The sequence below is a fragment of the Nonomuraea sp. NPDC046570 genome (assembly GCF_040645915.1).
Lineage (GTDB): Bacteria > Actinomycetota > Actinomycetes > Streptosporangiales > Streptosporangiaceae > Nonomuraea.
Genome location: NZ_JBEYZF010000053.1, coordinates 1 through 22,221, shown reverse-complemented (window position 1 = coordinate 22,221; position 22,221 = coordinate 1). Strand labels below are relative to the sequence as shown.

Below are 22,221 nucleotides of genomic sequence, written 5' to 3'. Positions count from 1 at the left end.
CGGAACGCCTTCGGGCCATTCGGGCGCGGGCTTCACGGCACGGTCAGCACGATCTTTCCGCGTACGCGGCCCGTGGCGCTCAGCTCGTGCGCCCTCGCAGCGTCCTTGAGCGGGAAGACCGCGTGCAGCGGCACGGTGAACCGGCCTTCCTCGGCGAGAGCGGCCGCCACGGCCAGGCCTTCGTAGCCACGCACCTCGCTGCTGCCGGGTCCGACGGTGTAGGACAGCCGCACACCGTGCTCATGTGCGGCCATGTCGGCGATCGACACGACGCGTTCCGGGGCACCCGCGATGGTGACGAGATCGGGCAGCGAACCCGAGCCGGCGGTGTCGAGCACCGCGTCGACACCGCCGGGTGCCAGTGCCGCGACCCGCTCGACGAGGCCGGCACCGTAGGTGGTGGGCGTCGCGCCGAGGCCAGCGAGGAACTCGTGGTTGTGCTCGCGAGCCGTCCCGATGACCGTGGCTCCGCGGGCGACCGCCAGCTGAACGGTCATGGTGCCGACACCCCCGGCCGCCCCTTCGACCAGCAGCGTCGTACCTGCCGTGACGCCCAGTTCGATCATGGCGCGGGTGGCGGTCTCGACGTTGGCCGCCGCGCCGCCCGCCTGCTCCCAGCTCAGCGCTTCCGGCTTGGCCGCCCACGTCGTGAGTACGGCGAACTCGGCACTGGCGCCGCCAGCCCCGGCGATGTCGGTCAGCCCGAAGACGGCGTCGCCGATCGCGACGCCGGTGACGCCGTCACCGATCTCGTCGACGATGCCCGCGGCGTCCACACCCGGGATGTGCGGCAGGTCGAGGGGCGCGCGGCTTTGAAACAGCCCGGTGCGGAGCTTCCAGTCGGCGGGAGTGGGTGTACTGGGACCGCGGCACCGCCCACCTGCTGCCCCGCCTGCTCCGGCTGCCGGACGGCAGCGCACGCACCCATGGCCCGCTGTTCTTGTCTGAACGGCGTCCCGTGCCTGCTCGCCGCCCGGCCGCCGCCGACATCTGCCCGCACACCGGCCGGGCCCGCCTGGGCTACGACCGCGCCCGCGTCCTGCTGGAGAAGTATGCCGGGCTCGACCTGCACCAGCTGCGCCACAGTGCCGCCACCCATCTCGGTGAGGCCGAAGTGCCGCTGCAGCTCATCATGGGCAAGGCCCGGCACAAGAACCCCCGCACCGCCCTGCGCTACGTCAAACCCGGAGCCGAAGCCATCGCCAAGGTCACCGAGGTCCTGGCACCCCGACGCCGTACCCACTGATCAGGAACTTCTCCGAGGGGGAGGGGACGCTGCCCCTTTCTCTCATGCTTGGTCTGCCCCCCAAGATCATCCCAATGTGGGTTTTGGGCTTATGTGGGCTGACCCCCACAGTGACCACTTCCGCGACGCCATGGCCACCCTGTGCGCGATCATCACCATTGCCCTGGCCGCCATCCTGTGGGGGATCGCCGCCACCACGACCGCCACCACGCTCATCCGCGCCCTGGCCGCCATCCTCGTCGGACCCGCAGCCATCCTCATCCCCGCGGGAACCGCCGCCATCGCCTGGCGGCTCACCCGCCCCGGCCGCGGCCCCCACACAGCAGCCGGATCGGCGATGATCCTCACCGCCATCCTGGGCATCGTCCACACCCTGGCCGGCATCCCCGCCATCTTGGACGGGCGAGGCGGCGGCCTGATCGGCTGGCTGCCCGCAGCCGCGCTGTCGTTCCTGCCAGCGCTCGCGGCCGTCCCCGTCCTGCTCCTGCTCGGCCTGCTCGGCTACTCCGTGGCCGCCGCTGTCCCGCTGCCCGAACTCCCTGCCCGCGCCCGGGACGCCGCCCGCCGCGCCGCCGGGCGAGCCTCGGCGTGGAGGGACGCCCGCCGCGCCGCCCGCCCCGAGCCGGTCGACGAGCCGGAATGGGAAGACGACCCCGCCGACGAGGCCGCCGCAGAGGCGGTCCCGCCCGCGCCGCCTCCCCACGACGAGCCCCAGCCCGCCGCGCTACCCCCCGCCCCCCAGCCGCCCGGCACCGGCCACACCGCCACCGCCGGTACGGCGGCCGCCGTACCGGCCGCGCCGCAGCAACTCGCCATCCCCCAGCAGGAGCACACGCTGCCGCCCCTGAAACTGCTGCACCCCGGCAGCGCCCCCCGGCCGCAGACCAAGGCGAACACGACCGTGGTCAACGCGCTGACCGGCGTGCTGGAGCAGTTCGGCGTCAACGCGCAGGTGATCGGCTTCACCCGAGGGCCGACAGTCACCCGCTACGAGATCGAACTCGGCCCCGCGGTGAAGGTGGAGAAGGTCACCGCGCTGACCAAGAACATCGCCTACGCGGTGAAGTCCGACGACGTGCGGATCCTGTCCCCGATCCCCGGCAAGTCCGCCATCGGCGTGGAGATCCCCAACGCCGACAAGGACCTCGTCGCGCTCGGCGACGTGCTGCGCTCGCAGGTGGCCCAAGCCGACTACCACCCGATGATCGTCGGCCTGGGCAAGGACGTCGAAGGCCGCACCATCGTCGCCAACCTGGCCAAGATGCCGCACCTGCTCATCGCGGGCGCCACCGGCGCGGGCAAGTCGGTGTGCGTCAACGGCCTCATCTGCTCCATCCTCATGCGCGCCACCCCCGAGCAGGTGCGCATGGTGCTGGTCGACCCCAAGCGCGTCGAACTCAGCATCTACGAAGGCATCCCGCACCTCATCACCCCGATCATCACCAACCCGAAGAAGGCCGCCGAAGCCCTCGAATGGGTCGTCGGCGAGATGGACCGCCGCTACGACACCCTGGCCGCCACCGGATTCTGGCACGTCGACGACTACAACAAGGCCGTCCGCGCAGGCCGCGTCAAGGCTGCCCCCGGCAGCGAGCACACGCCTGAACCGCTGCCCTACCTGCTGGTGATCGTGGACGAGCTCGCCGACCTGATGATGGTCGCCCCGCGCGACGTGGAGGACTCCATCGTCCGCATCACCCAGCTCGCCCGCGCGGCCGGCATCCACCTGGTGATCGCCACCCAGCGGCCCAGCGTGGACGTCGTCACCGGCCTGATCAAGGCCAACGTGCCCTCCCGCCTCGCCTTCGCCGTCTCCTCCCTCACCGACTCCCGCGTCATCCTCGACCAGGTCGGCGCCGAAAAGCTGGTCGGCCAGGGCGACGCCCTGTTCCTGCCGATGGGAGCCAGTAAACCGATCCGGCTGCAGAACGCGTACGTCTCGGAGAAGGAGATCGCCGAGATCGTCGCCCACTCCAAGACACAGGCCAGCGGCCCGCCACCGCTACCCGCCCTCACACCCGCAGCGACCAAACCGAAGACCGGCGACGACATCGGAGACGACCTGGAGGCGCTCATCCAGGCGGCCGAACTCGTCGTGACCACCAAGTTCGGCTCCACCTCGATGCTGCAGCGCAAGCTACGTGTCGGCTTCGCCAAGGCCGGACGCCTCATGGACCTGCTCGAACAACTCGGCGTGGTGGGCGCCAGCGAGGGATCCAAGGCGCGCGAGGTCCTCGCCAGCCCCGATGACCTGGCAGAGATCCTGGCCGGGCTGCGCGGCGACCAGCCGTAGAGGACGAGGCGAGACATAAGCCCACCTGCCCCGCCACGATCGCCCGAAGCATCCAGCCCCAACCCCGTGGAGCACCTGTGAGCGACCGCCACCAGCGCCTGACAGCCGTCCTGGACGCGCACCTGACCCCGTACCTGCGGTTCACGCCGTACGCCGCCCGCGAAGACTTGTACGGCCGGATCGCCGGGAGCCTGGCTGTACTGCTCGCTGCCAGCCCGCGCACCGACCGCCAGCAGCGCCTGACAGCCGTTCTGGTCGCGCACCTGACCCCGTACCTGCGGTTCACGCCGTACGCCGATCGTGAAGACCTGTACGACCAGATCGCCGCGAGCCTGGCCGGACCGCTCGCCGCCAACCCGCGCACCGTCCTGCACCCCTACTTTCACGGCCCGTCCGGCTGCCGCCAAGCCATCGGCGCCGCGGTGTGTGGGCTCGCCCGCCACGACGACGTCCACGCGTGGCCGTTCGGCGAACCCGCCGACGTCCCCCAGCGTGCCTGGTACACCCTGTGGTGGCGCATCCTCAACCCTGCCGCCCCCGCCGCGGTGTTCGACGAGATCAACCCGGTGCGCAGCGAGTCCTGGGAGCGCGAGGACTGGGCGACGACCGGTGAGAAGGTCGTCACGCTGTGGCAGAAGATTGACCAGTCGGGATGGTGGGTCTTCTACGGCGGATGGGACGCCGACCAGGTGCGCGCCGCCTGGCAGGCCGACCGCGACCGGCTCGCAGCGGCGGGCGGTTTCACGCCGCTGCCGTTCGGCCCCAGGGGCGTCCCCGACGACGACCTGGTCACCCCGCCGCGCGAGCACACCGACGACGACGACGAGTGCTGGTGCTGATGTCCACGCTGCTCGCCGTTCACCGGCCGGGCGGCCGCACCAAACGGTGCGATGCCCGCTGCTATGACGCCCGCGAAGTCGAATGCGACTGCCTGTGCGAAGGGTTAACCACGGGATCGGCGTCGAGGCGGCGATCCGGCAGACCCGCGAGCGCCGCAAGCAGTGGCTGGAGCGTGAACGCCGCCAGGACGACGACATCATCCACATCGAGGTGAGTCTCGTCGTTCAGGCCGACGCCCTGTTCTAGCGGCGCCGCTTGTACCGTAGCTAATGGCGACTACCCCGAGCCTGCGGAAAAGCGTGGCCGCACAGGGGGAGAGGAAGTTCCGGGGGGCGATACCACGAGCTGTACGGGGTCGAGTTCCGGCTAAAAACATGAGCACCTAGATGAGATTGACCATGAATGTCAATTCTTGCTTCTCGGCAGTAAGAGGTGATGATCTCCATGTGCCTGCTCAAACCTACAGAAAAGGTGCAGTGAGTGAGTAAACACCGCCAGTTATCCATCGTTGTCGGGATCGCCGTCGTCCTCACCCTCGTGAGCGTCACCTCAGCGTCGGCCGACATCTGGCCCTTCAAGGGTGTTCCGCCGGACAAGGCAAGCCACAGTTACTGCTACACCTCGTCGGTCAGCGCCACGAGCAAGTCCTACATTCCCGGCGCGATGAACTACCTCAACGAGCGCACCGCCATCCCGGGAGTGTCCTTCCACTCCTCCTGTGACACGCAGAACTCCGACGGAGACGGCTCTCCCGCAACCGACGTCGCCTGGTTCGACATGTGGGTCGACGGCGCGTACGGGGAAGCCACTTGCAAGATCCGCACTGCTTCAGACTCCGGCGTCTGTGATCAGGCCTTCGTGAAGCTCAACACCGGCACACTCAACGCCGCCGCCCGCCCCCATCAGCAGTACATCAAGACGAGCTGCCATGAACTGGGGCACACTGTCGGACTCAACCATTACTCCGCCCTCGCATCCCCGCCCGAACCTCCCGCCGGCGATTTCAGCCAGCCGCACGACTGCATGATGAGCGGCGACGTCGACAAGATGCCCGACCCCACCGGCTCGTGGCTCTGGCAGTACAACGACCACCACGTCAACCACATCAACGGCTGGTGGTCGTGACAATGCGAGGAGAATCCCCCGTGAGCAAGCAGTTCGTCGCCGCTCTGGCCTTAGCCGCCGCCGTGACCGCGTGCGGCACCAGCACCCCGGCGCAACCAGCACAGCGAGGCGCCGCGCCCGCCGCCGCCGCCGCAGAGCAGAAGGGTTCGCTCGACACCTCCCCGCTGCGCGTCGTGGAAAGCGACTTCCCTGCCGCGGAATCGCCCGAAGAACTCGCTGCCAAGTTGCCTATCGTCGCCGCCGGTGTCATCGACGGCTGGCAGCAAGGACCGATCCTGGAGAGCTACCCGAACGGCCCCCTGGACTACCGGGTAGTGCTCCGCGTCCGCATCACCGAACCGCTCAAGGGCGTTGCCGGCCGTTCCTCGCTCGCGGACGGGCTCGTGTACATCGCCCTCGACCAAGGCGCAGTCATCCGCGACGACGCGGTCCCAGTCGACCAGTGGAAGCCCGAAAACAGCGTCCAGGACTTCTCCACCGCGATGCCGTCCGGCACCCGCATCCTCGTGTTTCCGAACGAGTTCCCCAAGAACGCGCTTGGAAAGGTCCGCAACACCGGTGACGCGCTTCCCGGGCGAGCGAGGCTGATGTCCGTGCCGCCCCAAGGCATCGTGCTGGAGGACCCGGAGCTTAAAGCCCGCGCCTCAGGGGACCAGACCGCGCTCGTAGGCGGCAGGGAGCCGCTCAATGTCGGTGGCGCCGCCTGGCTGGAGCCGAAGAACATGAACGACCTCGTCACCAGGCTGCAGCAGCACGGATTCACCGAGTAAGCCGAGACCTACGCATTCAACTTGGGTAGTGGGCCAGCCCCAGCTCCCGCAACGCCGAGGCGACCGTCCCGTAGCCGAACCCTGTGCGCTCGGCGATCTCCCGCCGAGACAGCTTCTCCTCCTTGAACAGCCGCTGCACCTCCGCCCGATCCAGCCGTCCGCGCGGCGCGGGCACGTGCAGGCCCGCCTGCTCGGCCACCAGCCGAACCGACCTGCTGGTGGTGCGGTGCTCCTTCACGATCCGCTGCACCGGCTTGCCCGCCCTGACGGCTGCCACGATCGCGTCGCGCCGCTCGCCTACCGGCAGGCGAAAGGCTCTCGGGCTGGCGGGGGTGCGCATCTGCACCCCCGCCAGGCGAAGGTGTACGGACAGCCGCTGGAACGAGCAGCCGAGATGACGGGCAAGCGGCCTCAGCCGCCACCCCTGCTCGTAGAGGTGGGCGGCCTTGGCCACATCAATTTTGGTGCGCGCTTGAGTCACGCCGCAGAGGATGCAGCCCCGCCAGGGCTTACGTCTCGGCTCGACCCGCTGGCCTGCCCCGGTAGCGTCGAAGCGTGCCCGGCGGCGATCAGTGTCTCGCCCAGGTCCTCTCCGGTCGCCGCCGACTCCACCCGAGCGAGGTAGCGGCCGTATCGCTCCTTGCGGTCCTTCAGGGTCCGCACCAGCAGCTTGGGGCCGTGCTTGGCCAGCCACGCCCCCGCGAACTCGGCGGCGGCCTCTCCCCTGGGGGTGCCGAGTTCCGGCGCGTACACGCCGACCAGCCGCACCCGCTGGCTGGTGTAGACGCCGAACCCTACGTCAACCATCAGAACGAACGTGTCGCCGTCGACGACACGCTCGACGATCGCGGAGTAGGTGTACAGGTCTGGTACGGTTCGCGCCGTCACGGTCTTGGTCATGCCCGGGAATGTGGCAGGCGGCCGGGGCTTGTGTCCCCGTCCGCCTGGCCTACCTCACCCACTCACAGGTCACGGAGTGGCGACGTAGTCGGTGAACTGGCCGATGATGAAACTCTCCGGCCTGGGCACGGCCAATCCGACGCGGCTTTCCGCGACGATCGTGATGGCCGACCGCTCGATGTTGTCGGAGTTCTCAGTCGAGATCGACACGGTGGTCTGCGCGCGGTCGTACAGCTTGGCGCCGTAGCCGAAGCTGCCGAGCACGAACCGCTTCTCGACCATGGCGGAGGTGTCGATGAGCTTCATTCGCCACGCGCGCTTCTCGCCGCCGAGCGCGATGGACGTGGCCACCATGTAGTTGCCGTTGGCGTCCTTTTCGAGCTCGAATTCCTCGAAGTCGTAGGGGTGCAGGACGACGCCGTTGGGCTGGAACCAGCTCAGCATGGACAGGGTGGCGGCGCGGCGAACCTGCGCGGACATCCGGTCGGTGGCCAGGCCGGTGTACTCCTGGACGCCCGGGGTGTTGAACAGCCCTTCGAGGTTGTCTCCCTCACCGTCGCCGAACAGAATCTGCCAGTCCTCTTCCATCTTGACGCCGTCGACCATGTCGCGGTCGAGCAGGTCACGAAGCTGAGGCTCGTCGTCCAGGACGTTCTTGTGGGCGTCCTGCATGTGGCGGATGTTGATGATCGGCGCCCGGAACGGCTTGAAGCTCGACTTCGAGCGGGGCGCCCGCCCGAACCGGTCGGTGGGCAGGCCGGTGGCGGGGGAGACGTCATCGGCGGCGACTCGCTCGGCCACCGGTCGCGCGTTGTTGACGAAGCCCATGTGCCGCATGAAGTGGATCATGTTCGCGGTCGTGCGGACCGCCGGGAACAGATCCCTGACCCGGCCGGGGCGCAGCATGCGCTCCTGCATGCCGGCGTTCTCGGCGTGCCCGAACCCGTTGATGTCGATGGTGCCGCCGGACGCGGTGAAGATGTCCTTCTTCTCCAGGTCGTACACCGACTCGCCGATGATGTGGGCGCGGCCGAGACGGTTGAAGCCGTCCGCCTTCATCTCCCGGAACGCCTCGGAGTCCAGGAAGTGGTCCGACAGGCTCTTGGCCTCGACGAGCCGCCTGTGGCTCTTGGTCTCGTGTCCGGCGTTGATCTGCGCGGCCACGGAGGGCGCCTCGGGCTCGTCGAGGTAGGCGAACGCCGACGCGGTCTCGGTCTCCTCCTCGATGAGAGCCTTGATCTCCCGCATGGCGCCCAGCGCCTTGCGGTAGTCGGCGGCCTGCTCAGTGGAGACGACCATGTGGCCCTTGCCGGTCTCGTCCTTGAACGAGGCGGAGATGCTCTGCACCTGCTCGGCCTTGGCCTTGAGCGCGCTCTTGAGCTCGCGGACGCGAGCGTTGTCGACCGTGGTGGTCATGACTGGTTCCCCCTGTGCTGACATGTGCGTGCGTGTGGTGCGGGTTGCGCACGCCCGGTCAGCACCGGGACATCGGACCCCCGTCGACAGGGACTGGATCACAGGCGGGGTGTTTACGTCACAGCTCGACCGCTAAGCCGTGAAAGTCGGCATTCGCGCCGATCACGACAGGTCCGCGTACACGTCGGCGAGCAGATCCATGCCCTGGCGAAACTCCTCCAACGTCAGCGTCTCCTCGTCGCGGGGGAGGGCCTTGACGCCGGTCGGGAGCGCGGACGGTGCGGTGCTGTCGGGCTGGATGGGCGCCTCGGGCGGCATCGGCTCCAGCTCGTCGTCGGGGTTCTCGGTCGCGTGCTCGGGGTTGTGGCCGGCGGACTTGAGCACGTCGCTGATCGCGGTGAGCGCCGTCATCAGCTTGCGGAAGTTCACCCCCGACAGCACCTGCCCGGCCTTCACCTCCACGCCGCCGCGGCGGTCGATGAGCGCCTTCACGGCATGGGCGGCGTCATCCACCAGCCGGGCTGCCGCAGCGGTATCCGAGCGCGTCTCGTCGCCGTCCAGGCTTTCGCCGAGCGCAAAGGCGGTGACGTCCCCGCCCACCACCAGGTGCACATCGGCGAAGGCGACGTCGATCGCGGGTGCCACCGGAATACGGCAGAAACGGGCCGCGGGACGACATAACCGCAGGTCAGCGTTGAGCCAGCGCTTCGTACGCAGTTGAGCGACCGATCTTGAGCGTGCGGGCGGCCTCAGTGACCAACTCGCCGTCGGCGACTTCCACGGGGCTGGGGAACCTGCGGACAGCGGCTATCGATGAGAATGATCTTGGTTGTGGGTATTGGTGATCCGTCGGTTCATCGCCCGGCGGTTCGGCGTCGTCGGGCTGCGCGGATCTCGGCGTCGGTGACCTTGTCGTCCAGCAGCGCGTACAGCTGGGTGGTCTCGGCAGAAGCGTGGCCGAGACGACGGCGCACGGCCTCGATGGAGACGCCGGCGTTGATGAGCTCGGTGGCGTGGGCGTGGCGCAGCTGGTGAATGTCGATCTCGACACGTGCAGCGGCGCAGTAGCTCTGCCAGCGGTGGTGGGCGGCGTCGTAGGACAGCGGACCACCGCGGCCGTTGATGGAGGCGCGAAACAGCGGCCCGGCGGTGTAGCCGGCGCGGGCCAGGTAGAGCTTGAGCAGAGCGACGTAGCCGCGATCGTCCAGCAGCACGGTGCGCACGCTGCCGCCCTTGCCGTGGATGCGGACGTGTTCGTCGTCCAGGCGAAGGTCCAGGTCTTCGACGTACAGCCCGCAGACCTCCGAGGCGCGGGCGCCGCACACGTAGGCGGTCTCGAACAGCACCCGGTCGCGCAACCGGTCCAACGGCACGTCCTTGCGCGGCCGCCGCGAGCAGATCACCGCGAGGACCTTGGCCACGTCGGCGGCCGCGGCCGGGCGTGGCAGGGCCTTCGGGACCTTGACGGTGTCGATCCGATCCATCGGGTTGGCACCCAGGAGGTCGTGGCGAACCGCCCATCTGGTGAAGGAGGCGATCGCGGCGCGCTTGCGCTTGCGGCTGGCCGGCGACAGCTCGGCGAGCTCGGCCAGGTAGGCGCGGATCGGCGTCGCGGTCAGCTCGCCAATCTCCTCGCCGTGGTGGGCGGCAAAAGCGATCAGGTCGCCGCGGTAGGCGCGCCGGGTGTGCGGTGAGGTGCTGGCGTTGGCCAGGTCGGTGAGGAAGTCGTCGAGATGGCGGGCGAGCGGGTGGGCACGGCCGAGCTGCTCGGCGATGACCGGATCCATGCGGTACGCCTCCACCATCCGCCGAGTTGCCAGATAACCCGGATACGAAGCGTGCGCGCCGGACGGTGGTCGCCCAGCTCGCGCTACGTCGTTGATCGCTATCTTGCCAGATAACGAACGTTATCCCGCAACCAACTCGGCATCCTATTCCCGAAACTGACCCCCAGCCACAAGTAGTGATGGGGGCGTAGCTCGCCGACGGCGGTCGACAGGTAGCGGCTGTTCCGCAGCGCGACGGACTGGATCAGGCGAGCAACCGGTCGACCAACCCGTCGAGGTAGTCAGGGGTGAGCGAGCCCGCGCCGAACAGGACGCGCATGTAGATCGGCGCCAGGAGATGGTCCAGCACCTCCAGTACGTCAGGCGGGTCCTCGCCGCGGCCGCGGGCGCGGTCGAGCATGGCCTGCAACTGCCTGGTGCGGTCGGCCAGGAGCTCGTCGCGCGCCTGAAGGCCCTGCTGACCCTCGCCTGACAGCGCGATGGTCAGCCGCACCAGCGCCAGGCCGTCGGGTCCGGTGACCTCGCGGGCCACGTTGGCGGCGTGGGCCCGCAGATCGCCGGCCAGGCTGCCGGTGTCAGGCATCGGCGACTGCGCGTTGAGCCGGGTCAGCAGCACATCGCTGAGCAGGGCTTGGAGGTTGCCCCACCGGCGGTAGAGGCTGGTGTCGGCCACGCCCGCGCGGGCCGCGATGTCGCCGACTGTGAAGTTTCCGTAGCCGCGCTCCCTGACCAGCTCGGTGACGGCCTGGTGCACTGCCGCGCGGACCCGGGCGCTGCGCCCGCCGGGCCGCCTGGCCCGCCCCTGCTCATCCATGCTCCTACCTTAACGCAGTCGAGACTTGCGTTAGAGCCGTCGAGGGCCTATGTTAACGCAGTCATAAACTGCTTTTAGGAGGGACGTACGTGAAAGCGTTGCTCGCCCTGACCTGCGCAGGTCAGTTCATGGTGCTGCTCGACAACACGATCGTCGGCGCCGCCCTGCCCGACATACAGCAGCGGCTCCACACCGGGCTGACCGGCCTGCAGTGGATCGTCGACGCCTACGTGCTGCTGGTGGCCATGCTGCTGCTGTCGGGCGGCGTCTTCGCCGACCGGTTCGGCCGCAGACGGGTGTTCCTGGCCGGGGTGGTGGTGTTCACGGCCGCGTCGGTGGTGTGTGCGCTCGCGCCCTCGATCGGCTGGCTGATCGCCGGGCGGGTGCTGCAGGGCGTCGGGGCCGCGGCGCTGAGCCCCGCCTCACTTGCGCTGCTCACCGCCGCGTATCCCGCCCCGCAGGAGCGCGTCAGAGCGATCGGGTTGTGGGCCGGGTTCAGCGGCATCGGCCTGGCCGCCGGACCGCTGGCGGGCGGGATCCTGGTGGAGTCCTTCGGCTGGCCCGCCATCTTCCTGGTCAACGTGCCCATCGGGGCGGTCCTGCTGCTGGCCGGGCTGCGCGTGCTGGGAGAGTCCCGCAACCCGAGCGCGCCGCCGATCGACGTCCCCGGCACGGTCCTGTCCGCCGCTGGTGTGGGCGCTGTGACCTACGGCCTGATCGAGGGCGGTTCCCGAGGCTGGACCTCGCCGGTGATCCTGGGCAGCTTCGCCGCCGGGCTGGTGCTCCTGGCCGCGTTCGTCGTGGTCGAGGCTCGTGTGCCGACGCCGATGCTGCCGCTGCGGCTGTTCCGTCAGCGGCTGTTCACGGTGTCCAACACGGCGATGGTCGTGGTCGGGTTCGCGCTGATGGGGTCGTCGTTCTTCTTCTCCCAGTTCTTCGTCTACGTCCAGGGCACTTCGATCCTGGTCGCCGGGCTGCAAACCCTGCCCGTCTCGCTGGCCATGGTGATCGTCAGCCCGTACGCGGGCCGGTTCGCGGCCAGGTACGGCTTCCGTGTCGTCGTCAGCATCGGCCTGGCGCTGGCCGGGCTGGGGCTGCTGGCGCTGGGCTTCGTCCACGCCGATACCGGCTACGGGAACGTGTGGTGGCGGCTGGCGGTCGCCGGCGTCGGGTTCGCTCTCACCATGTCGCCGCTGACCGGGGCCGCCATCCAGGCGGTCAGCCCGCAGGAGGGCGGCCTCGCCTCGGGCGTCAGCAGCACCACCCGGCAGATCGGCGCGGTGCTCGGCGTGGCGGTGCTCGGGGCGATCGTCCACACCCGGGAGACCGGCGGAGCCTCCTTCGAATCCGGCCTCAACAGCGCCTTCCTCGCGGCGGGTGCCGTGACGCTGGCCTGCGCCGTATTCACCGGCCTGTGGCTGACCGCGGCCCGGACGCCGAGGGGCGTCCGGGCCGAACAGTCAGGAGGCCAAGCAGTCAGTGAGCCGCCGCTGACAGCCCCTTCCAGTCGGCCCACGTCTTGAGCGCTCGGCGTAGACCTGCTGGGTCATCCGCAGCCCTCCGGTGCCGAAGAACACCGGGAGCGGCGAGCGAGCCGCCGGTTATGGGGCGAAGAGGACTTGGGACTCGAGGTCGAGTCGGGTGGTGGGGTTGGCGGCCGGCGGGGTCAGGTTGAGGATCCAGTTGCCGAACCGGCGGATGACGTGGGTGATGTAGGGCGAGATGGTGGCCAGGTCATCGAGGTCGACGGGGTGGCCGTCGGCGGCGATGGCGTTGGCCGCGTCCGTGATGTCCTGAGCGGTCGAGTAAATGACGCAGTTGGCCAGCAGCTCGTTGAACTTGATGATCTTCTCTTGGTAGTCGGGGTCGTTGTGGCCGATGAGCTTGCCACCGAACATCAGCCAGTCGGCGAAGTTGTGGAAGGACTCGTTTCGGTTGGTGACCTGGGTGATCTGCTCGCGAAGGTCTGGATCCGACAAATACCGCAAGAGCGTGATCGTCCTGACCGCGCGGCCGAGCTCGCGAAAGGCTCGGTAGAGCCGGTTCTTGCGAGAGTGGTTGCCCAGGCGGCGCAGCAGAGTCACTGAGGACAGCCGGTTCTCCCGGATCGAGATCGCGGTACGGAGTAGGTCCGTCCAGTGGGTCTCGATGAGAGTCCAATCGATCACCTCATCGCCGAACAGCGAATCGATGTGCTGGTACCGGGTGCCCGGGGTGGGCCGGTAGAAGATCAGGTCGTGCCAGTTGCGAATACGGGGCAGCAGGTCGAAGCCCATGAGCGCGGCGAGCCCGAAGACCGGCAGCGACTGGCCTTGAGGGGGGTCAGCCCACATAAGCCCAAAACCCACATTGAGTGGATCATGAACGGTGTTCCGCTGATCGGCGGCCAACGAAGCCCTTGAGAGGAATCTGAAGGTCTCGGTTTCCTTACGGTGTGGACTTCGGCGTGTGCGCATCCGCCAGGGCCTCGTAGGCGGTGGAGCGGCCGATCTTGAGGGTGCGGGCGGCCTCGGTGACCGAGACGCCGTCGTCGATCAGGCGGCGCAGTGTGGCCAGTTCGGCGGGGCCGATAGCGCGGGGCCGGCCGGTCTTCTTCTTGCCGGGCAGCATGGCACCGGTAGCCTCGCGGCGCTTGGCGGCGGCGATCCCCTCGGCCTGGCGCTCGGCGCGCAGCTCCAGTTCATACTCCGCGGCAGCGGCCAGGACCGCGAACATGAACCGGCCCTCCTTGGTGTCCAGATCGAAGTTCTCCGTCAGCGACACCACCGCGATGCCGCGGTCGCGGAGATCATTGACCGTGGTCAGCACGTGCCCCGCCGAGCGGCCCCACCGGTCGGACTTCCAGAACTTCAGGGCGTCGCCCGCCTGCGGAAGCGCCAGGAGCGCCTCCCACTCCGGCCGCGCGACACCGCGCTTGCCCGACTCCTTCTCCATGACCAGCTCGTCGTAGCCGCTGGCCGCCAGGGCATCAAGCTGAAGCTGCGGGTTCTGGTCACGCGTCGAGACTCGTGCGTATGCCCAGACGGTCATCAGCCACCCTCTCGGCGATGTCCAGAAACGTCCACTTTTCCAGACGATACGGCAGCCGTGATGCGTCGATCGGGCAGACGGTCCCTGCCATGCCGCCTGCCCGAGCCCCATCGTGCCGTCTACTCCACGATCGGCGCGCTGTCGGCGACGCTCACCTTCAACTGCGCGCTCGACGACACCACGCTCCCCACCGGAGCATCGGCCAGCTTCGCGTCCACGACCACTCCCCGGCGTCCGAGATAGTCGTAGGTCTTCCGGTCGAAGATGTACTCCTCCCTGACTCCGTTGGGCGAGACGATCGCCGCGGCTATGCCCTTGCGCCCCGCGGCGTCCTGCGCCTCCTTCACCGTCACCACCCCGGGAATCGTGGCCGCCGCGCGGAAGAGCGCGGCCCGCTGCGCGGCGGGCAGATAGGACTCATCGAGCAGCCCGCCGACCCGGTTCCACGCCTCGTAGTCCTGCAACCCGTCGTTGGGCACCTGCGTGTAGAGGTGCTTGCGCATGCCGTCGGTGTCGGTTGGCAGCTTGCTGACGTAGGCGTAGTCGTTGCGCAGGAACTCGGCGCGGTCATCGAAGTCGGCCGCCCGATCCGGACGGCCGGGCTTGCCCACCAGCGCCTGCTCCGCTCGTGCGGCCGGCGGGAGCGTGTGCCCCGGATACGGCAGCGGCGCCAAGAGCTCCTCCTGCAGGACTCCCTTGACCGCGCTGCCCTCGACCGGCAGCCAGATCGTGCGCTTGGAGCGCGACAGCCAGACCCCCCCGTCCCCTCCGGACGTGCCCATACTCTGCGACTCATAGACGAGGAACTGGCCGGGCCTGGGATGCAGCTCCGGACGGCTGCCGGCATGCTCGGCCGCCCGCGACAGCACCTCCACGGCCGCGACCGTGCGGATCATCGGCGGAGGCGGCACCGGGGCGGGCGGGCTCTGGACGACGAACACCGCCGTTCCCACCGCGGCCGCCAGACCCCCTGCCAATGCGGCGCGCAGTGCGAGTCGGCGAAAGCCGGAGCGGGCCGGGGCCGATATGCCGGCCATCAGGCGCTCCGCCTCGGCGCGCAGGTCCTCCTGCGCGGGGACCTCGGAGCGGAAGCTGTTGAGCTGGGCCAGCTCATCCATGGCGAACCTCCTCGATGACGAGTGCTGTGGGGTCGGTCCCGCCCAGTTCCTTCCGGATCTTCGCGCGGGCCCGGTTGACGCGCGAGCGGACCGTTCCGACGCGTATGCCGAGCGCCTCGGCGGCTTCGGTGTAGCTGAGGCCGCCCCAGGTCACCAGGAGCAGCACGTCGCGGTGCCCGGCGGGCAGCGCGGCAAGTGCGGCGGCCAGGCGCTGCCGCACGGCCTGAGCGCTCAGCCGCTCGTCGCTGCGCGAGGTGAAGGGTTCGGTAACCGGGTCCACACCGGTGCGAGCCAGCAGGTTCAGCTGCCTGGCCTCGGTGCGCTTGTGGCGGCCGATGAGGTTGGTCGCTATGCCGTACAACCAGGGCAGGGCGCTGTGCCTGACCAGGTCGTAGCGGCCGCGTTGGCGGAAGGCGGCGAGAAAGGTCTCCGCCACCACGTCCTCGGCGACGTCGAGTCCGAGGCGGCGGACGACGAATCTCTTGATCTCAGGCGCGTGTCTGCGGAAGATCTCCGCGAACACCTCGGGCTCCTGCCGGGACCGCGTGATGACGGCGGAATCGGCGGGGCTCGTTTCTGACATGCTCTGGCCTCTCGGCTCACGGATGGGACACCCCTACTTACCCGCTCGCGACCGACCGGTTCCCGCCATCAGGTCCGGACCTGGCGGGCTTCTCGATGAGGGCGCGTACGTCGTCATCACCGGTCGCGACCAGGTCCGCCTCGACACCGCAGCAGAACGCCTGGGCTCCGAGCGGGTCCTGCCCGTCCGCGCGGGTACGTGCTCCACCACCACGGGCGGCATCTCGCGGGCCTTGGCGAAGCGGCCCAGCCGCTGAAAGCACTTGAGCGCGAGCGTCAGCGCCAGCAGGTGCTCATCGGTGTCGGTCTTCTCCCGCGCCCACGCCAGCTCCTCCTGCGAGGGGGAGTAGAAGAGGTACAGCTCGCGCGTCATCATCAAGCGCGGGAACACCCGATAGGCGGTCCGCTCGACGGACGTCACCGCACGTGCCTCCCGGCTCACCCAGCCAACGGACAAGACACGCCGTAGCGAGACGAACACGGGCGCAACAGACGAAGAAGATCACAGCTTTATCAACCCACCCGCTCGCCCGTTCAAGATCATCCCAATGTGGGTTTTAGGCTTATGTGGGCTGACCCCCTTGAGTGTCCGCATGGATGGTGTCGGGCTGGATCTCCGAGGCGTTCTTCAACAGCCCTTCGATGATGTAGACCGCCTCCCACACGCCACATGGGATGAAATGGGAGAAAAGCGCCACATAGGTATTGGAGATGTGTCTGTAGGCCAAACCTCCATAACCTCCATACCTAATGTGGCTCTCCGCAAGGAGATTGTTCTCCCACGTCTCGATCTGGGAGCCGTCGGCGGCCACGGCCTTGCCATCACCCCAGACCGAGGCGATGTCGAGCTTGTTGAACTCGGTCGAGGGCGCTGGCGAGGATCGCGGTGAGCTGGTCGGGGGGCAGGGCCTCGGCCTGGACGGTCGCGCTCATGTGGGCGCCGCGGTGGTCGGCGGCCTTCTGGGGTGCGGTCGGCAGGTTGTAGCGGCGGATCTGCTCAGGTGTCACGGCCAGCCGTGTGATGGTCGGGGCGGCGGCGCCGAGTTGGTCGACGAAGGCGAGCACGTCTTCGGCGGCCGCGTCCAGGATGGACAGGCCGGACGGGTCATGGTCGCCGACGACCGTGGTGGGGGCGTCGTGACTTTTGTGCGGCTCGCCGTAGCCGTGGTGCCGAGTTGCGGGCCGATGGCTCATCCCGGTCTCCAAGACCCGGTCAGCCTCACGCTGCCGGGTCTTCTCACACCGCCGGGGCTAGTGTCCGGCCGGGCGCTCGCGCGCGTTGTTGATGCGCAGCGCCTCGGCGAGCTGGTCCTCCAAGATGATGATGCGACAGGCGGCTTCCACCGGGGTGCCCTGATCGACGAGTTCCCGGGCGCGCGCGGCCAGGCGCAACTGGTAGCGGGAGTAGCGGCGGTGCCCGCCGCCGGAGCGCAGCGGCTCGATCAGTTGGGCGGCGCCCAGAGCCCGCAGGAACGTCGGCGTGACACCGAGCATCTCCGCGGCCGCGCCCATGCTGTAGGCAGGGTAGTCCTCATCCTCGAACCGGTCTTCGGCCGTAGATCCGGCCGTGTCCGCGATCCTGCCGTGAGCGAGCGTGTCTCCACCGGCAGCCGAGCGACGTTGATCCATACAATCCTTTCCCTATACGCGCACAGGGGGCCCCGACGCGTGTCGCGTCGGGGCCCCGAAGAGTTCAACACCATCTACCGGCCTTCTGGCCGGTTTACTGTTTTCCGCGTCCGCCGTACTGTCCGGCGGTGATGCGGGGATCGCGGATGCGTGACCGGAGACCACCTGCCTATCTGTGGAACTGCGGTACCCGAGCGGCGAGACACAGCCGGCAACGGGCGATCCCGATGGCGTTCAACACTCCCTTCATTCTCTCTTCGCGACCTACTGTCCGACTTCACCTGTGGCAGCGCGTCCACGATCAGGGCCCCTTGCTACTGCGCTGGCCCGTCACGTCCGACCTTCCGCCAACTACCAACTGCCACTTCACCTGCGGCAGCGCGTCCATGGTCAGGACCCCTAAAACTGCGCTGGCCCATCCCATCCGACCTTCTGCCATAACTGCTACTGCAACTTCACCTGTGGCAGCGCGTCCACGATCAGGGCCCCTTGCTACTGCGCTGGCCCGTCACGTCCGACCTTCTGCCGTCAGCTTCCACTTCGTCTTGCTCCGGGCAGTTCATCGTGGTGCCAGTACTTCCGCTGCCCGGTCGATCCGTCCTTGCGATGTGAGAAACATTAGCCTCAGCGGCCACGAATGTCTACTTCGGCGAGTATAGATTTTCGGTGTCGGGCGCGGCAGTCTTCCGGTGGCGCCGTGACCAGCGGGAACGCCGCATCTCTGCCCGGATCCCGCCAGGGCGAGGTCGGCTCCGGTGACGCGCTGATCCGCGTCATGCGGATGGTGGCCGCCGCCCTGTCCGGGATGGCCACCGCCGCTCACACCCCGATCGACCCGATACGAGGCGACGGGGAGGCGGCCGACGCGGGGCAGGCGCTCATCAAGGCGGCGGCCGCGCTGCAGGAGGCCGCCAAGGAGGCGCACGCGCTGCGCGCGATGGGCGAGCTGATGACCATGACCGACTGACGACCGACTGACGACCGACTGATCAGACCTGCTCTTCGGTGGTGAACAGCTGCAGTTGCTCGTCGGCGGGTTCGGTGTGGGTGATGAGGCAGCGGCGGCAGGTGACCGCGCCGCGGTCGGGGTGGGCGGCGCCGGGGTCCCAGCCGCTGACGCCGACCATGCAGGCCGGGCCGGGCATGCGGTGCCCGCCGAGCCAGCCGGTCATCGCGACGGCGTGGACGATGCCGGAGGAGCGCACCCGAAGGTTGGAGCCGTCGGCGTAGGCGGCCCGCGCCGTCTCGGCGATCACGGCCAGCGCCTCGTGCACGCCCGGCGTCGAGCTGGTGTCCGTCAAGGGGTTGTGCACCTCACCAGGGGATGACGGGTCGGCCCCACGGTAGCGGGACGAAGTGCGCGTGGCCTGACTTCCTGCCACGGTCCCGGAACCGTCCCGTTTCGGGTGTTCATGTCGCTACCGTGCGCCGTCGCTGCCGTACAAGGCCCCCCACTCGGGTCCATGTCACCAGCCGCAAAGTAGCGCTGAGTAGCTATCATTACTCTGTGTGGTCGCAAGGTTGGTCATCTCTCAGTGTCGAATAACGGTCGTCTGTCGACACTCGCCGGGTCGATCACGGAACCGCAGGTGAGTGCTGTCGATAACTCGTGTCGAAAATCAATGTCGGTGAACGGTTCGTGGATTAGATTTCGACAGTGCTCTTCGGCTACGCGCGGATCAGTACCGCCGACCAGAACCCCGACCACCAGATCGACGCGCTGCTGCGCGCGGGCGTCGACCGCAACGACATCCATCTGGACAAGGCCAGTGGTGCCAAGGCTTCTCGGCCCAGCCTCGATCTGGTTCTCAAGCTGCTGCGCGAGGGCGACACGCTGAAGGTCACCCGGTTGGACCGGCTGTCGCGTTCAGTCCTGCACTTGGTCACCCTCGGGGCGGACCTGCGGATGCGCGGGGTGGGCCTGCATGTGATCGAGCAGGGCATCGACACCGACACGATGGAGGGCCGCGCGATGTTCGGCATGCTGTCGGTCCTGGCCGAGCTGCAGCGCGAGCTGATCGTGGCCAACACGATGGACGGCCTGGCCTCCGCCCGCGCCCGCGGCCGGGTCGGCGGACGCCGACCCAGGCTCACCGCCGACCAGGCCGCCCTCGCCCAGCAGCTGTACGACACGCGGGACAAGACCGTCCAGCAGATCGCGGACTTGTTCGGGGTGCCGCGCTCGACGGTGTACGGGCACCTGAAGGGCGACGCCGTACGCCGCCAGCAGAAGAAGGCCCCGGAGGGGCCGTAGGTGGGACGCGGGGTCGGTCAGTCGGCCCGCTCGGGGGCGGGTCCTGGTAGGGGCCCGAGGTCGAACTGTTGGGAAGATGCGGAATCGGGATGTAAGAAAGCCTTCCTTCGGACCACTTGCTCTATGAACGTTTGTCCCCAACCGAAGGAACCGGCTTGCCAAACCCCCATGAGCGCTTCACCGCGCTCTACAACACCTACCAAGCGCGGGTGTACGGCTATGCGGCAAGTCGCGCCGGATATCAACTCGCGGAGGAAGTGGTCAGCGAGACCTTCCTGGTGGCCTGGCGGCGTCTGGACAGCATCCCCGGCCACGCGCAGTTGCCATGGCTCCTCCGCGTCGCTCGCAACATTCTGCGCGACAACTTCCGGCAGGCCGCCCGGCGTGAATCTCTGGAAGCCGAACTGAGAACGTGGATGGAAGAGGCCGTCGCCGACGTGGGCGAACACGCCACCGAGCGCGTCGCCGTACTCCGCGCCCTGGTCGGCTTGTCTGAAGCCGACAAAGAGATCCTGACCCTGACCGCCTGGCATGGCCTGTCCACCACGGAAGCGGCCGAGGTACTCGGCTGTACCAAGGCCGTCTTCTTCGTCCGCCTGCATCGAGCGCGCCGTCGACTGCAGTCGGCGATCGAAGCCACCGGTACCACCGCATCCCGAAAGCCCGTGACCGTTCCAGGAAGGAAACTGCGATGAGCCGCAAGCCCGACCCGATGCACCTGCTTGCCATGGCCCGCCCGGCTTCGCTGGATCGCGGATCACGCATCTCCGCTGACGACATGCTGTTCATGGCCACCGCCGAGGCACCAGGAGAATCCTCGCGCAGGCCATCGCGCCCGAGACGGACCCTGCTGGCGGCACCGGCCTCGCGGCCCCGGTCCCGCCTGTGGGTCCTGTGGGCGCCGCTGTCCACGGCGGCGATCGTGGCCCTGGTCTTCGCGCTGGTGACGAACCTGGCATCGGCCCCTGCCGTGCTCAGCCCCACGAGGACCAACCAGGAGCTGTTTGACCTGGCCGACAGGATCGAGAAACTCCCCACAGAGAGCGGCGCCTACTGGCGCGAGGTAAGCCTCGACGGCAACCACCTGTCCAGCGGCGGCTACACGCTCATGGTGGTCGGCCGCCACGAGACCTGGCAGCCACGCGACCCCAAGGATCTGGGGCTCACGCAGGTGTGGCGGCAGGTCAGCGCCCGCCCGGCCACGGCCGAGGACGAGCGCGCCTGGCGGGCGGCGGGAGCTCCCGCCCGGGTCAAGGGGCACTGTGAGAACAGCGGGCCGTGCGATTCGATTCCGATCGCCGATGAGCCGAAGGACTGCAGGTACACCTTGAGATTGGATCCCACGGGAACCTATCCCGACGCGACGGTCAGCAATTTCACCATGGCCGATCTGGCGGCGATCCCCACCGATCCGGCCGAGCTCATGAAGCAGCTTCGCGCCTACCACGAGATCTGGAACGGCCGCGGCTTCACGCAGCCTTTCGAGAAGTTCCTGCCTACCACCGTGAACCTCCTGGGCATGCCGCTCAGCCCTGCCCAGCGCGCCGCGATCATCCGCGTCCTGGCCGGTCTGCCGACCACCAAGGTCGTGGGCACGGTGACGGACCCGCTGGGCAGAAAAGGCATATCCATCGACTTGGGTGGGGAGGGGGGCTCCCTGGTGTACTCCAACAAGCCGCGCAAGGATCTGCCGGTCTACCACAGGCAGATCCTCGACCCGGGGACGGGGGAGACACTCTCCTCCGTTTCCTACGCGGCCCGCACGGCTCTGGGGGCGACTAAGGGTGAGGTCATGGGCTACCAGGCCCGCGGCCCCGAGTCGGGATGGACCGGGCGGCCGGCTTCTCCCCCGAAGGGGTGCAAGAAGGGGAAGTGAAAGAGTGCGGACCCCCGGCGGTGGTGGGCGCGCGGCCGGGGGCCGCGTGGTGGACGGCTCAGTTGACAGGCGCGTTCATGTCGGTCTTGATCTCGGTGGCGGTGAGGGCTCGGTTGTAGATGCGGACGTCGTCGATGAGGCCGTCGAACCTTCGCCCTCGTGTTTCGGGAAGAAGGGCGTTCCGGTCCCCGGCATCGCCAATAAGCCGACGATCAAGATCTGGACGAACGCGGGGCAAGAATCCCTCCCTGACCTCGGCAGGGCCGTTCTTGAGACGGCTGGATTGAAGTTGACGGGATCCCGTCTGATCATCGCGATCGGGCGGGATCTTGTTGTTTCAGGGGTTTCCGAATCGGGTTCGTCCTGGTTTGGGGGCCGTGGAGCGGGTGTCTGGGAAGGCCCGGGTGGTGTCAGGCCGCTGGTGGGGGAGTGAGATCCGGCCGTTGGGCATGGCGAAGCCGACGGTGAGCGGGGCGCTGCGACGGGGTGGCGGGTTTTGCGGCTTATGGGGCGGGTGGTGGCCTGCTCTGGCCTGCGGGTG

General features: G+C 68.5%; 26 protein-coding genes and 2 pseudogenes. 11 read left to right on the top strand and 17 right to left on the bottom strand.

The annotated features are described in order from the left end of the window. Positions 1 to 32 precede the first annotated feature (32 nt). Positions 33 to 833: pseudogene (locus tag ABZ911_RS40055) on the bottom strand (NADP-dependent oxidoreductase); the annotation flags it as partial. 20 nt (positions 834 to 853) lie between these two features. Here ABZ911_RS40055 and ABZ911_RS40050 point away from each other — a divergent pair. The 6 genes from ABZ911_RS40050 to ABZ911_RS40025 all read left to right on the top strand — a co-directional run bounded on the left by ABZ911_RS40050 (position 854) and on the right by ABZ911_RS40025 (position 6,274). Next, positions 854 to 1,246 carry a tyrosine-type recombinase/integrase gene (locus ABZ911_RS40050; protein WP_358068849.1) on the top strand — a complete coding sequence of 131 codons (393 nt, stop codon included), beginning with the start codon at positions 854 to 856 and terminating at the stop codon, positions 1,244 to 1,246. 91 nt (positions 1,247 to 1,337) lie between these two features. Continuing rightward, on the top strand, positions 1,338 to 3,539 hold the full coding sequence (locus ABZ911_RS40045) for a DNA translocase FtsK (RefSeq protein WP_358068845.1): 2,202 nt from the start codon (positions 1,338 to 1,340) through the stop codon (positions 3,537 to 3,539). A 77-nt stretch (positions 3,540 to 3,616) separates the two neighbouring features. Then, positions 3,617 to 4,378, top strand: coding sequence for a hypothetical protein (locus tag ABZ911_RS40040; protein ID WP_358068842.1), 762 nt, complete (start codon positions 3,617 to 3,619; stop codon positions 4,376 to 4,378). A 94-nt stretch (positions 4,379 to 4,472) separates the two neighbouring features. Further along, entirely contained in the window at positions 4,473 to 4,625 is a 153-nt protein-coding gene (locus ABZ911_RS40035) for a hypothetical protein (RefSeq protein WP_358068839.1), read from the top strand. Between the two features lie 234 nt (positions 4,626 to 4,859). Then, positions 4,860 to 5,504: a hypothetical protein gene (locus ABZ911_RS40030; protein ID WP_358068836.1), complete on the top strand. Its 645-nt coding sequence runs from the start codon at positions 4,860 to 4,862 to the stop codon at positions 5,502 to 5,504. A gap of 20 nt (positions 5,505 to 5,524) precedes the next feature. Further along, positions 5,525 to 6,274, top strand: a complete 750-nt coding sequence (locus ABZ911_RS40025) for a hypothetical protein (protein ID WP_358068833.1) — start codon at positions 5,525 to 5,527, stop codon at positions 6,272 to 6,274. 16 nt (positions 6,275 to 6,290) lie between these two features. On the opposite strand, the gene ABZ911_RS40020 is transcribed toward ABZ911_RS40025, so the two are convergent. The 6 genes from ABZ911_RS40020 to ABZ911_RS39995 form a co-directional block, all read right to left on the bottom strand. Then, positions 6,291 to 6,755 carry a hypothetical protein gene (locus ABZ911_RS40020; protein WP_358068830.1) on the bottom strand — a complete coding sequence of 155 codons (465 nt, stop codon included), beginning with the start codon at positions 6,753 to 6,755 and terminating at the stop codon, positions 6,291 to 6,293. Further along, positions 6,752 to 7,174, bottom strand: coding sequence for a thermonuclease family protein (locus ABZ911_RS40015; protein ID WP_358068827.1), 423 nt, complete (start codon positions 7,172 to 7,174; stop codon positions 6,752 to 6,754). Before ABZ911_RS40015 ends, ABZ911_RS40020 begins: the two co-directional genes overlap by 4 nt. Positions 7,175 to 7,243: 69 nt before the next feature. Continuing rightward, on the bottom strand, positions 7,244 to 8,590 hold the full coding sequence (locus tag ABZ911_RS40010; RefSeq protein WP_358068824.1) for a phage major capsid protein: 1,347 nt from the start codon (positions 8,588 to 8,590) through the stop codon (positions 7,244 to 7,246). A 162-nt stretch (positions 8,591 to 8,752) separates the two neighbouring features. After that, the gene (locus tag ABZ911_RS40005) at positions 8,753 to 9,235 is read right to left on the bottom strand and encodes a hypothetical protein (RefSeq protein WP_358068822.1); all 483 of its coding nucleotides are present in this window, start codon (positions 9,233 to 9,235) and stop codon (positions 8,753 to 8,755) included. Positions 9,236 to 9,444: 209 nt separating this feature from the next. Further along, complete coding sequence (locus ABZ911_RS40000; protein WP_358068819.1) at positions 9,445 to 10,377, bottom strand: tyrosine-type recombinase/integrase; 933 nt, start codon at positions 10,375 to 10,377, stop codon at positions 9,445 to 9,447. 244 nt (positions 10,378 to 10,621) lie between these two features. Next, positions 10,622 to 11,191: a TetR/AcrR family transcriptional regulator gene (locus tag ABZ911_RS39995; protein WP_358068816.1), complete on the bottom strand. Its 570-nt coding sequence runs from the start codon at positions 11,189 to 11,191 to the stop codon at positions 10,622 to 10,624. 89 nt (positions 11,192 to 11,280) lie between these two features. Here ABZ911_RS39995 and ABZ911_RS39990 point away from each other — a divergent pair, with 89 nt between their 5' ends. Then, a complete protein-coding gene (locus ABZ911_RS39990; RefSeq protein WP_358068813.1) occupies positions 11,281 to 12,714 on the top strand; it encodes a DHA2 family efflux MFS transporter permease subunit in 1,434 nt (477 codons plus the stop codon). Positions 12,715 to 12,792: 78 nt separating this feature from the next. Here ABZ911_RS39990 and ABZ911_RS39985 read toward each other — a convergent pair whose 3' ends face one another. The 8 genes and pseudogenes from ABZ911_RS39985 to ABZ911_RS39950 form a co-directional block, all read right to left on the bottom strand. Next, positions 12,793 to 13,524, bottom strand: coding sequence for a Tn3 family transposase (locus ABZ911_RS39985; protein WP_358068810.1), 732 nt, complete (start codon positions 13,522 to 13,524; stop codon positions 12,793 to 12,795). A gap of 94 nt (positions 13,525 to 13,618) precedes the next feature. After that, positions 13,619 to 14,221 carry a recombinase family protein gene (locus tag ABZ911_RS39980; RefSeq protein WP_358068807.1) on the bottom strand — a complete coding sequence of 201 codons (603 nt, stop codon included), beginning with the start codon at positions 14,219 to 14,221 and terminating at the stop codon, positions 13,619 to 13,621. A 119-nt stretch (positions 14,222 to 14,340) separates the two neighbouring features. Further along, positions 14,341 to 15,339, bottom strand: coding sequence for a CU044_5270 family protein (locus tag ABZ911_RS39975; protein ID WP_358068803.1), 999 nt, complete (start codon positions 15,337 to 15,339; stop codon positions 14,341 to 14,343). Continuing rightward, on the bottom strand, positions 15,332 to 15,922 hold the full coding sequence (locus ABZ911_RS39970; protein ID WP_358068800.1) for an RNA polymerase sigma factor: 591 nt from the start codon (positions 15,920 to 15,922) through the stop codon (positions 15,332 to 15,334). The genes ABZ911_RS39975 and ABZ911_RS39970 overlap by 8 nt, the downstream gene beginning before the upstream one ends. Positions 15,923 to 15,955: 33 nt before the next feature. Further along, positions 15,956 to 16,342: a DUF4158 domain-containing protein gene (locus tag ABZ911_RS39965; RefSeq protein WP_358068798.1), complete on the bottom strand. Its 387-nt coding sequence runs from the start codon at positions 16,340 to 16,342 to the stop codon at positions 15,956 to 15,958. Positions 16,343 to 16,499: 157 nt separating this feature from the next. Continuing rightward, positions 16,500 to 16,751, bottom strand: a pseudogene (locus tag ABZ911_RS39960) (Tn3 family transposase); the annotation flags it as partial. Then, positions 16,744 to 17,115 (bottom strand): hypothetical protein, encoded by a 372-nt coding sequence (locus tag ABZ911_RS39955; RefSeq protein ID WP_358068795.1) that lies wholly within the window; start codon positions 17,113 to 17,115, stop codon positions 16,744 to 16,746. The gene ABZ911_RS39955 and the pseudogene ABZ911_RS39960, both read right to left, overlap by 8 nt. A 57-nt stretch (positions 17,116 to 17,172) precedes the next feature. Beyond that, on the bottom strand, positions 17,173 to 17,433 hold the full coding sequence (locus tag ABZ911_RS39950; protein ID WP_358068867.1) for a MerR family transcriptional regulator: 261 nt from the start codon (positions 17,431 to 17,433) through the stop codon (positions 17,173 to 17,175). An 814-nt stretch (positions 17,434 to 18,247) separates the two neighbouring features. Between ABZ911_RS39950 and ABZ911_RS39945 the strand changes: the two genes are divergently transcribed. Next, positions 18,248 to 18,517, top strand: coding sequence for a hypothetical protein (locus ABZ911_RS39945; RefSeq protein WP_358068792.1), 270 nt, complete (start codon positions 18,248 to 18,250; stop codon positions 18,515 to 18,517). A gap of 22 nt (positions 18,518 to 18,539) precedes the next feature. On the opposite strand, the gene ABZ911_RS39940 is transcribed toward ABZ911_RS39945, so the two are convergent. Continuing rightward, positions 18,540 to 18,851 (bottom strand): hypothetical protein, encoded by a 312-nt coding sequence (locus tag ABZ911_RS39940; protein ID WP_358068789.1) that lies wholly within the window; start codon positions 18,849 to 18,851, stop codon positions 18,540 to 18,542. A 356-nt stretch (positions 18,852 to 19,207) separates the two neighbouring features. Here ABZ911_RS39940 and ABZ911_RS39935 point away from each other — a divergent pair, with 356 nt between their 5' ends. The 3 genes from ABZ911_RS39935 to ABZ911_RS39925 all read left to right on the top strand — a co-directional run bounded on the left by ABZ911_RS39935 (position 19,208) and on the right by ABZ911_RS39925 (position 21,680). Further along, entirely contained in the window at positions 19,208 to 19,804 is a 597-nt protein-coding gene (locus ABZ911_RS39935; protein WP_358068786.1) for a recombinase family protein, read from the top strand. A 116-nt stretch (positions 19,805 to 19,920) separates the two neighbouring features. Beyond that, positions 19,921 to 20,499, top strand: coding sequence for an RNA polymerase sigma factor (locus ABZ911_RS39930; RefSeq protein WP_358068783.1), 579 nt, complete (start codon positions 19,921 to 19,923; stop codon positions 20,497 to 20,499). Next, entirely contained in the window at positions 20,496 to 21,680 is a 1,185-nt protein-coding gene (locus ABZ911_RS39925; RefSeq protein WP_358068780.1) for a CU044_5270 family protein, read from the top strand. The genes ABZ911_RS39930 and ABZ911_RS39925 overlap by 4 nt, the downstream gene beginning before the upstream one ends. Positions 21,681 to 21,738: 58 nt before the next feature. On the opposite strand, the gene ABZ911_RS39920 is transcribed toward ABZ911_RS39925, so the two are convergent. Beyond that, entirely contained in the window at positions 21,739 to 21,918 is a 180-nt protein-coding gene (locus ABZ911_RS39920; RefSeq protein ID WP_358068777.1) for a LamG-like jellyroll fold domain-containing protein, read from the bottom strand. Positions 21,919 to 22,221 lie beyond the last annotated feature (303 nt).

Excerpts from the sequence above, each read along its gene's own strand:
- ABZ911_RS39925 (WP_358068780.1), top strand. The coding sequence starts at position 20,496 with ATGAGCCGCAAGCCCGACCCGATGCACCTGCTTGCCATGGCCCGCCCG.
- ABZ911_RS40045 (WP_358068845.1), top strand. The coding sequence starts at position 1,338 with ATGTGGGCTGACCCCCACAGTGACCACTTCCGCGACGCCATGGCCACC.
- ABZ911_RS40015 (WP_358068827.1), bottom strand. The coding sequence starts at position 7,174 with ATGACCAAGACCGTGACGGCGCGAACCGTACCAGACCTGTACACCTAC.
- ABZ911_RS39995 (WP_358068816.1), bottom strand. The coding sequence starts at position 11,191 with ATGGATGAGCAGGGGCGGGCCAGGCGGCCCGGCGGGCGCAGCGCCCGG.
- ABZ911_RS40010 (WP_358068824.1), bottom strand. The coding sequence starts at position 8,590 with ATGACCACCACGGTCGACAACGCTCGCGTCCGCGAGCTCAAGAGCGCG.
- ABZ911_RS39950 (WP_358068867.1), bottom strand. The coding sequence starts at position 17,433 with ATGGGCGCGGCCGCGGAGATGCTCGGTGTCACGCCGACGTTCCTGCGG.
- ABZ911_RS39955 (WP_358068795.1), bottom strand. The coding sequence starts at position 17,115 with ATGAGCCATCGGCCCGCAACTCGGCACCACGGCTACGGCGAGCCGCAC.
- ABZ911_RS39980 (WP_358068807.1), bottom strand. The coding sequence starts at position 14,221 with ATGACCGTCTGGGCATACGCACGAGTCTCGACGCGTGACCAGAACCCG.
- ABZ911_RS40000 (WP_358068819.1), bottom strand. The coding sequence starts at position 10,377 with ATGGATCCGGTCATCGCCGAGCAGCTCGGCCGTGCCCACCCGCTCGCC.
- ABZ911_RS39975 (WP_358068803.1), bottom strand. The coding sequence starts at position 15,339 with ATGGATGAGCTGGCCCAGCTCAACAGCTTCCGCTCCGAGGTCCCCGCG.
- ABZ911_RS39970 (WP_358068800.1), bottom strand. The coding sequence starts at position 15,922 with ATGTCAGAAACGAGCCCCGCCGATTCCGCCGTCATCACGCGGTCCCGG.
- ABZ911_RS39985 (WP_358068810.1), bottom strand. The coding sequence starts at position 13,524 with ATGTGGGCTGACCCCCCTCAAGGCCAGTCGCTGCCGGTCTTCGGGCTC.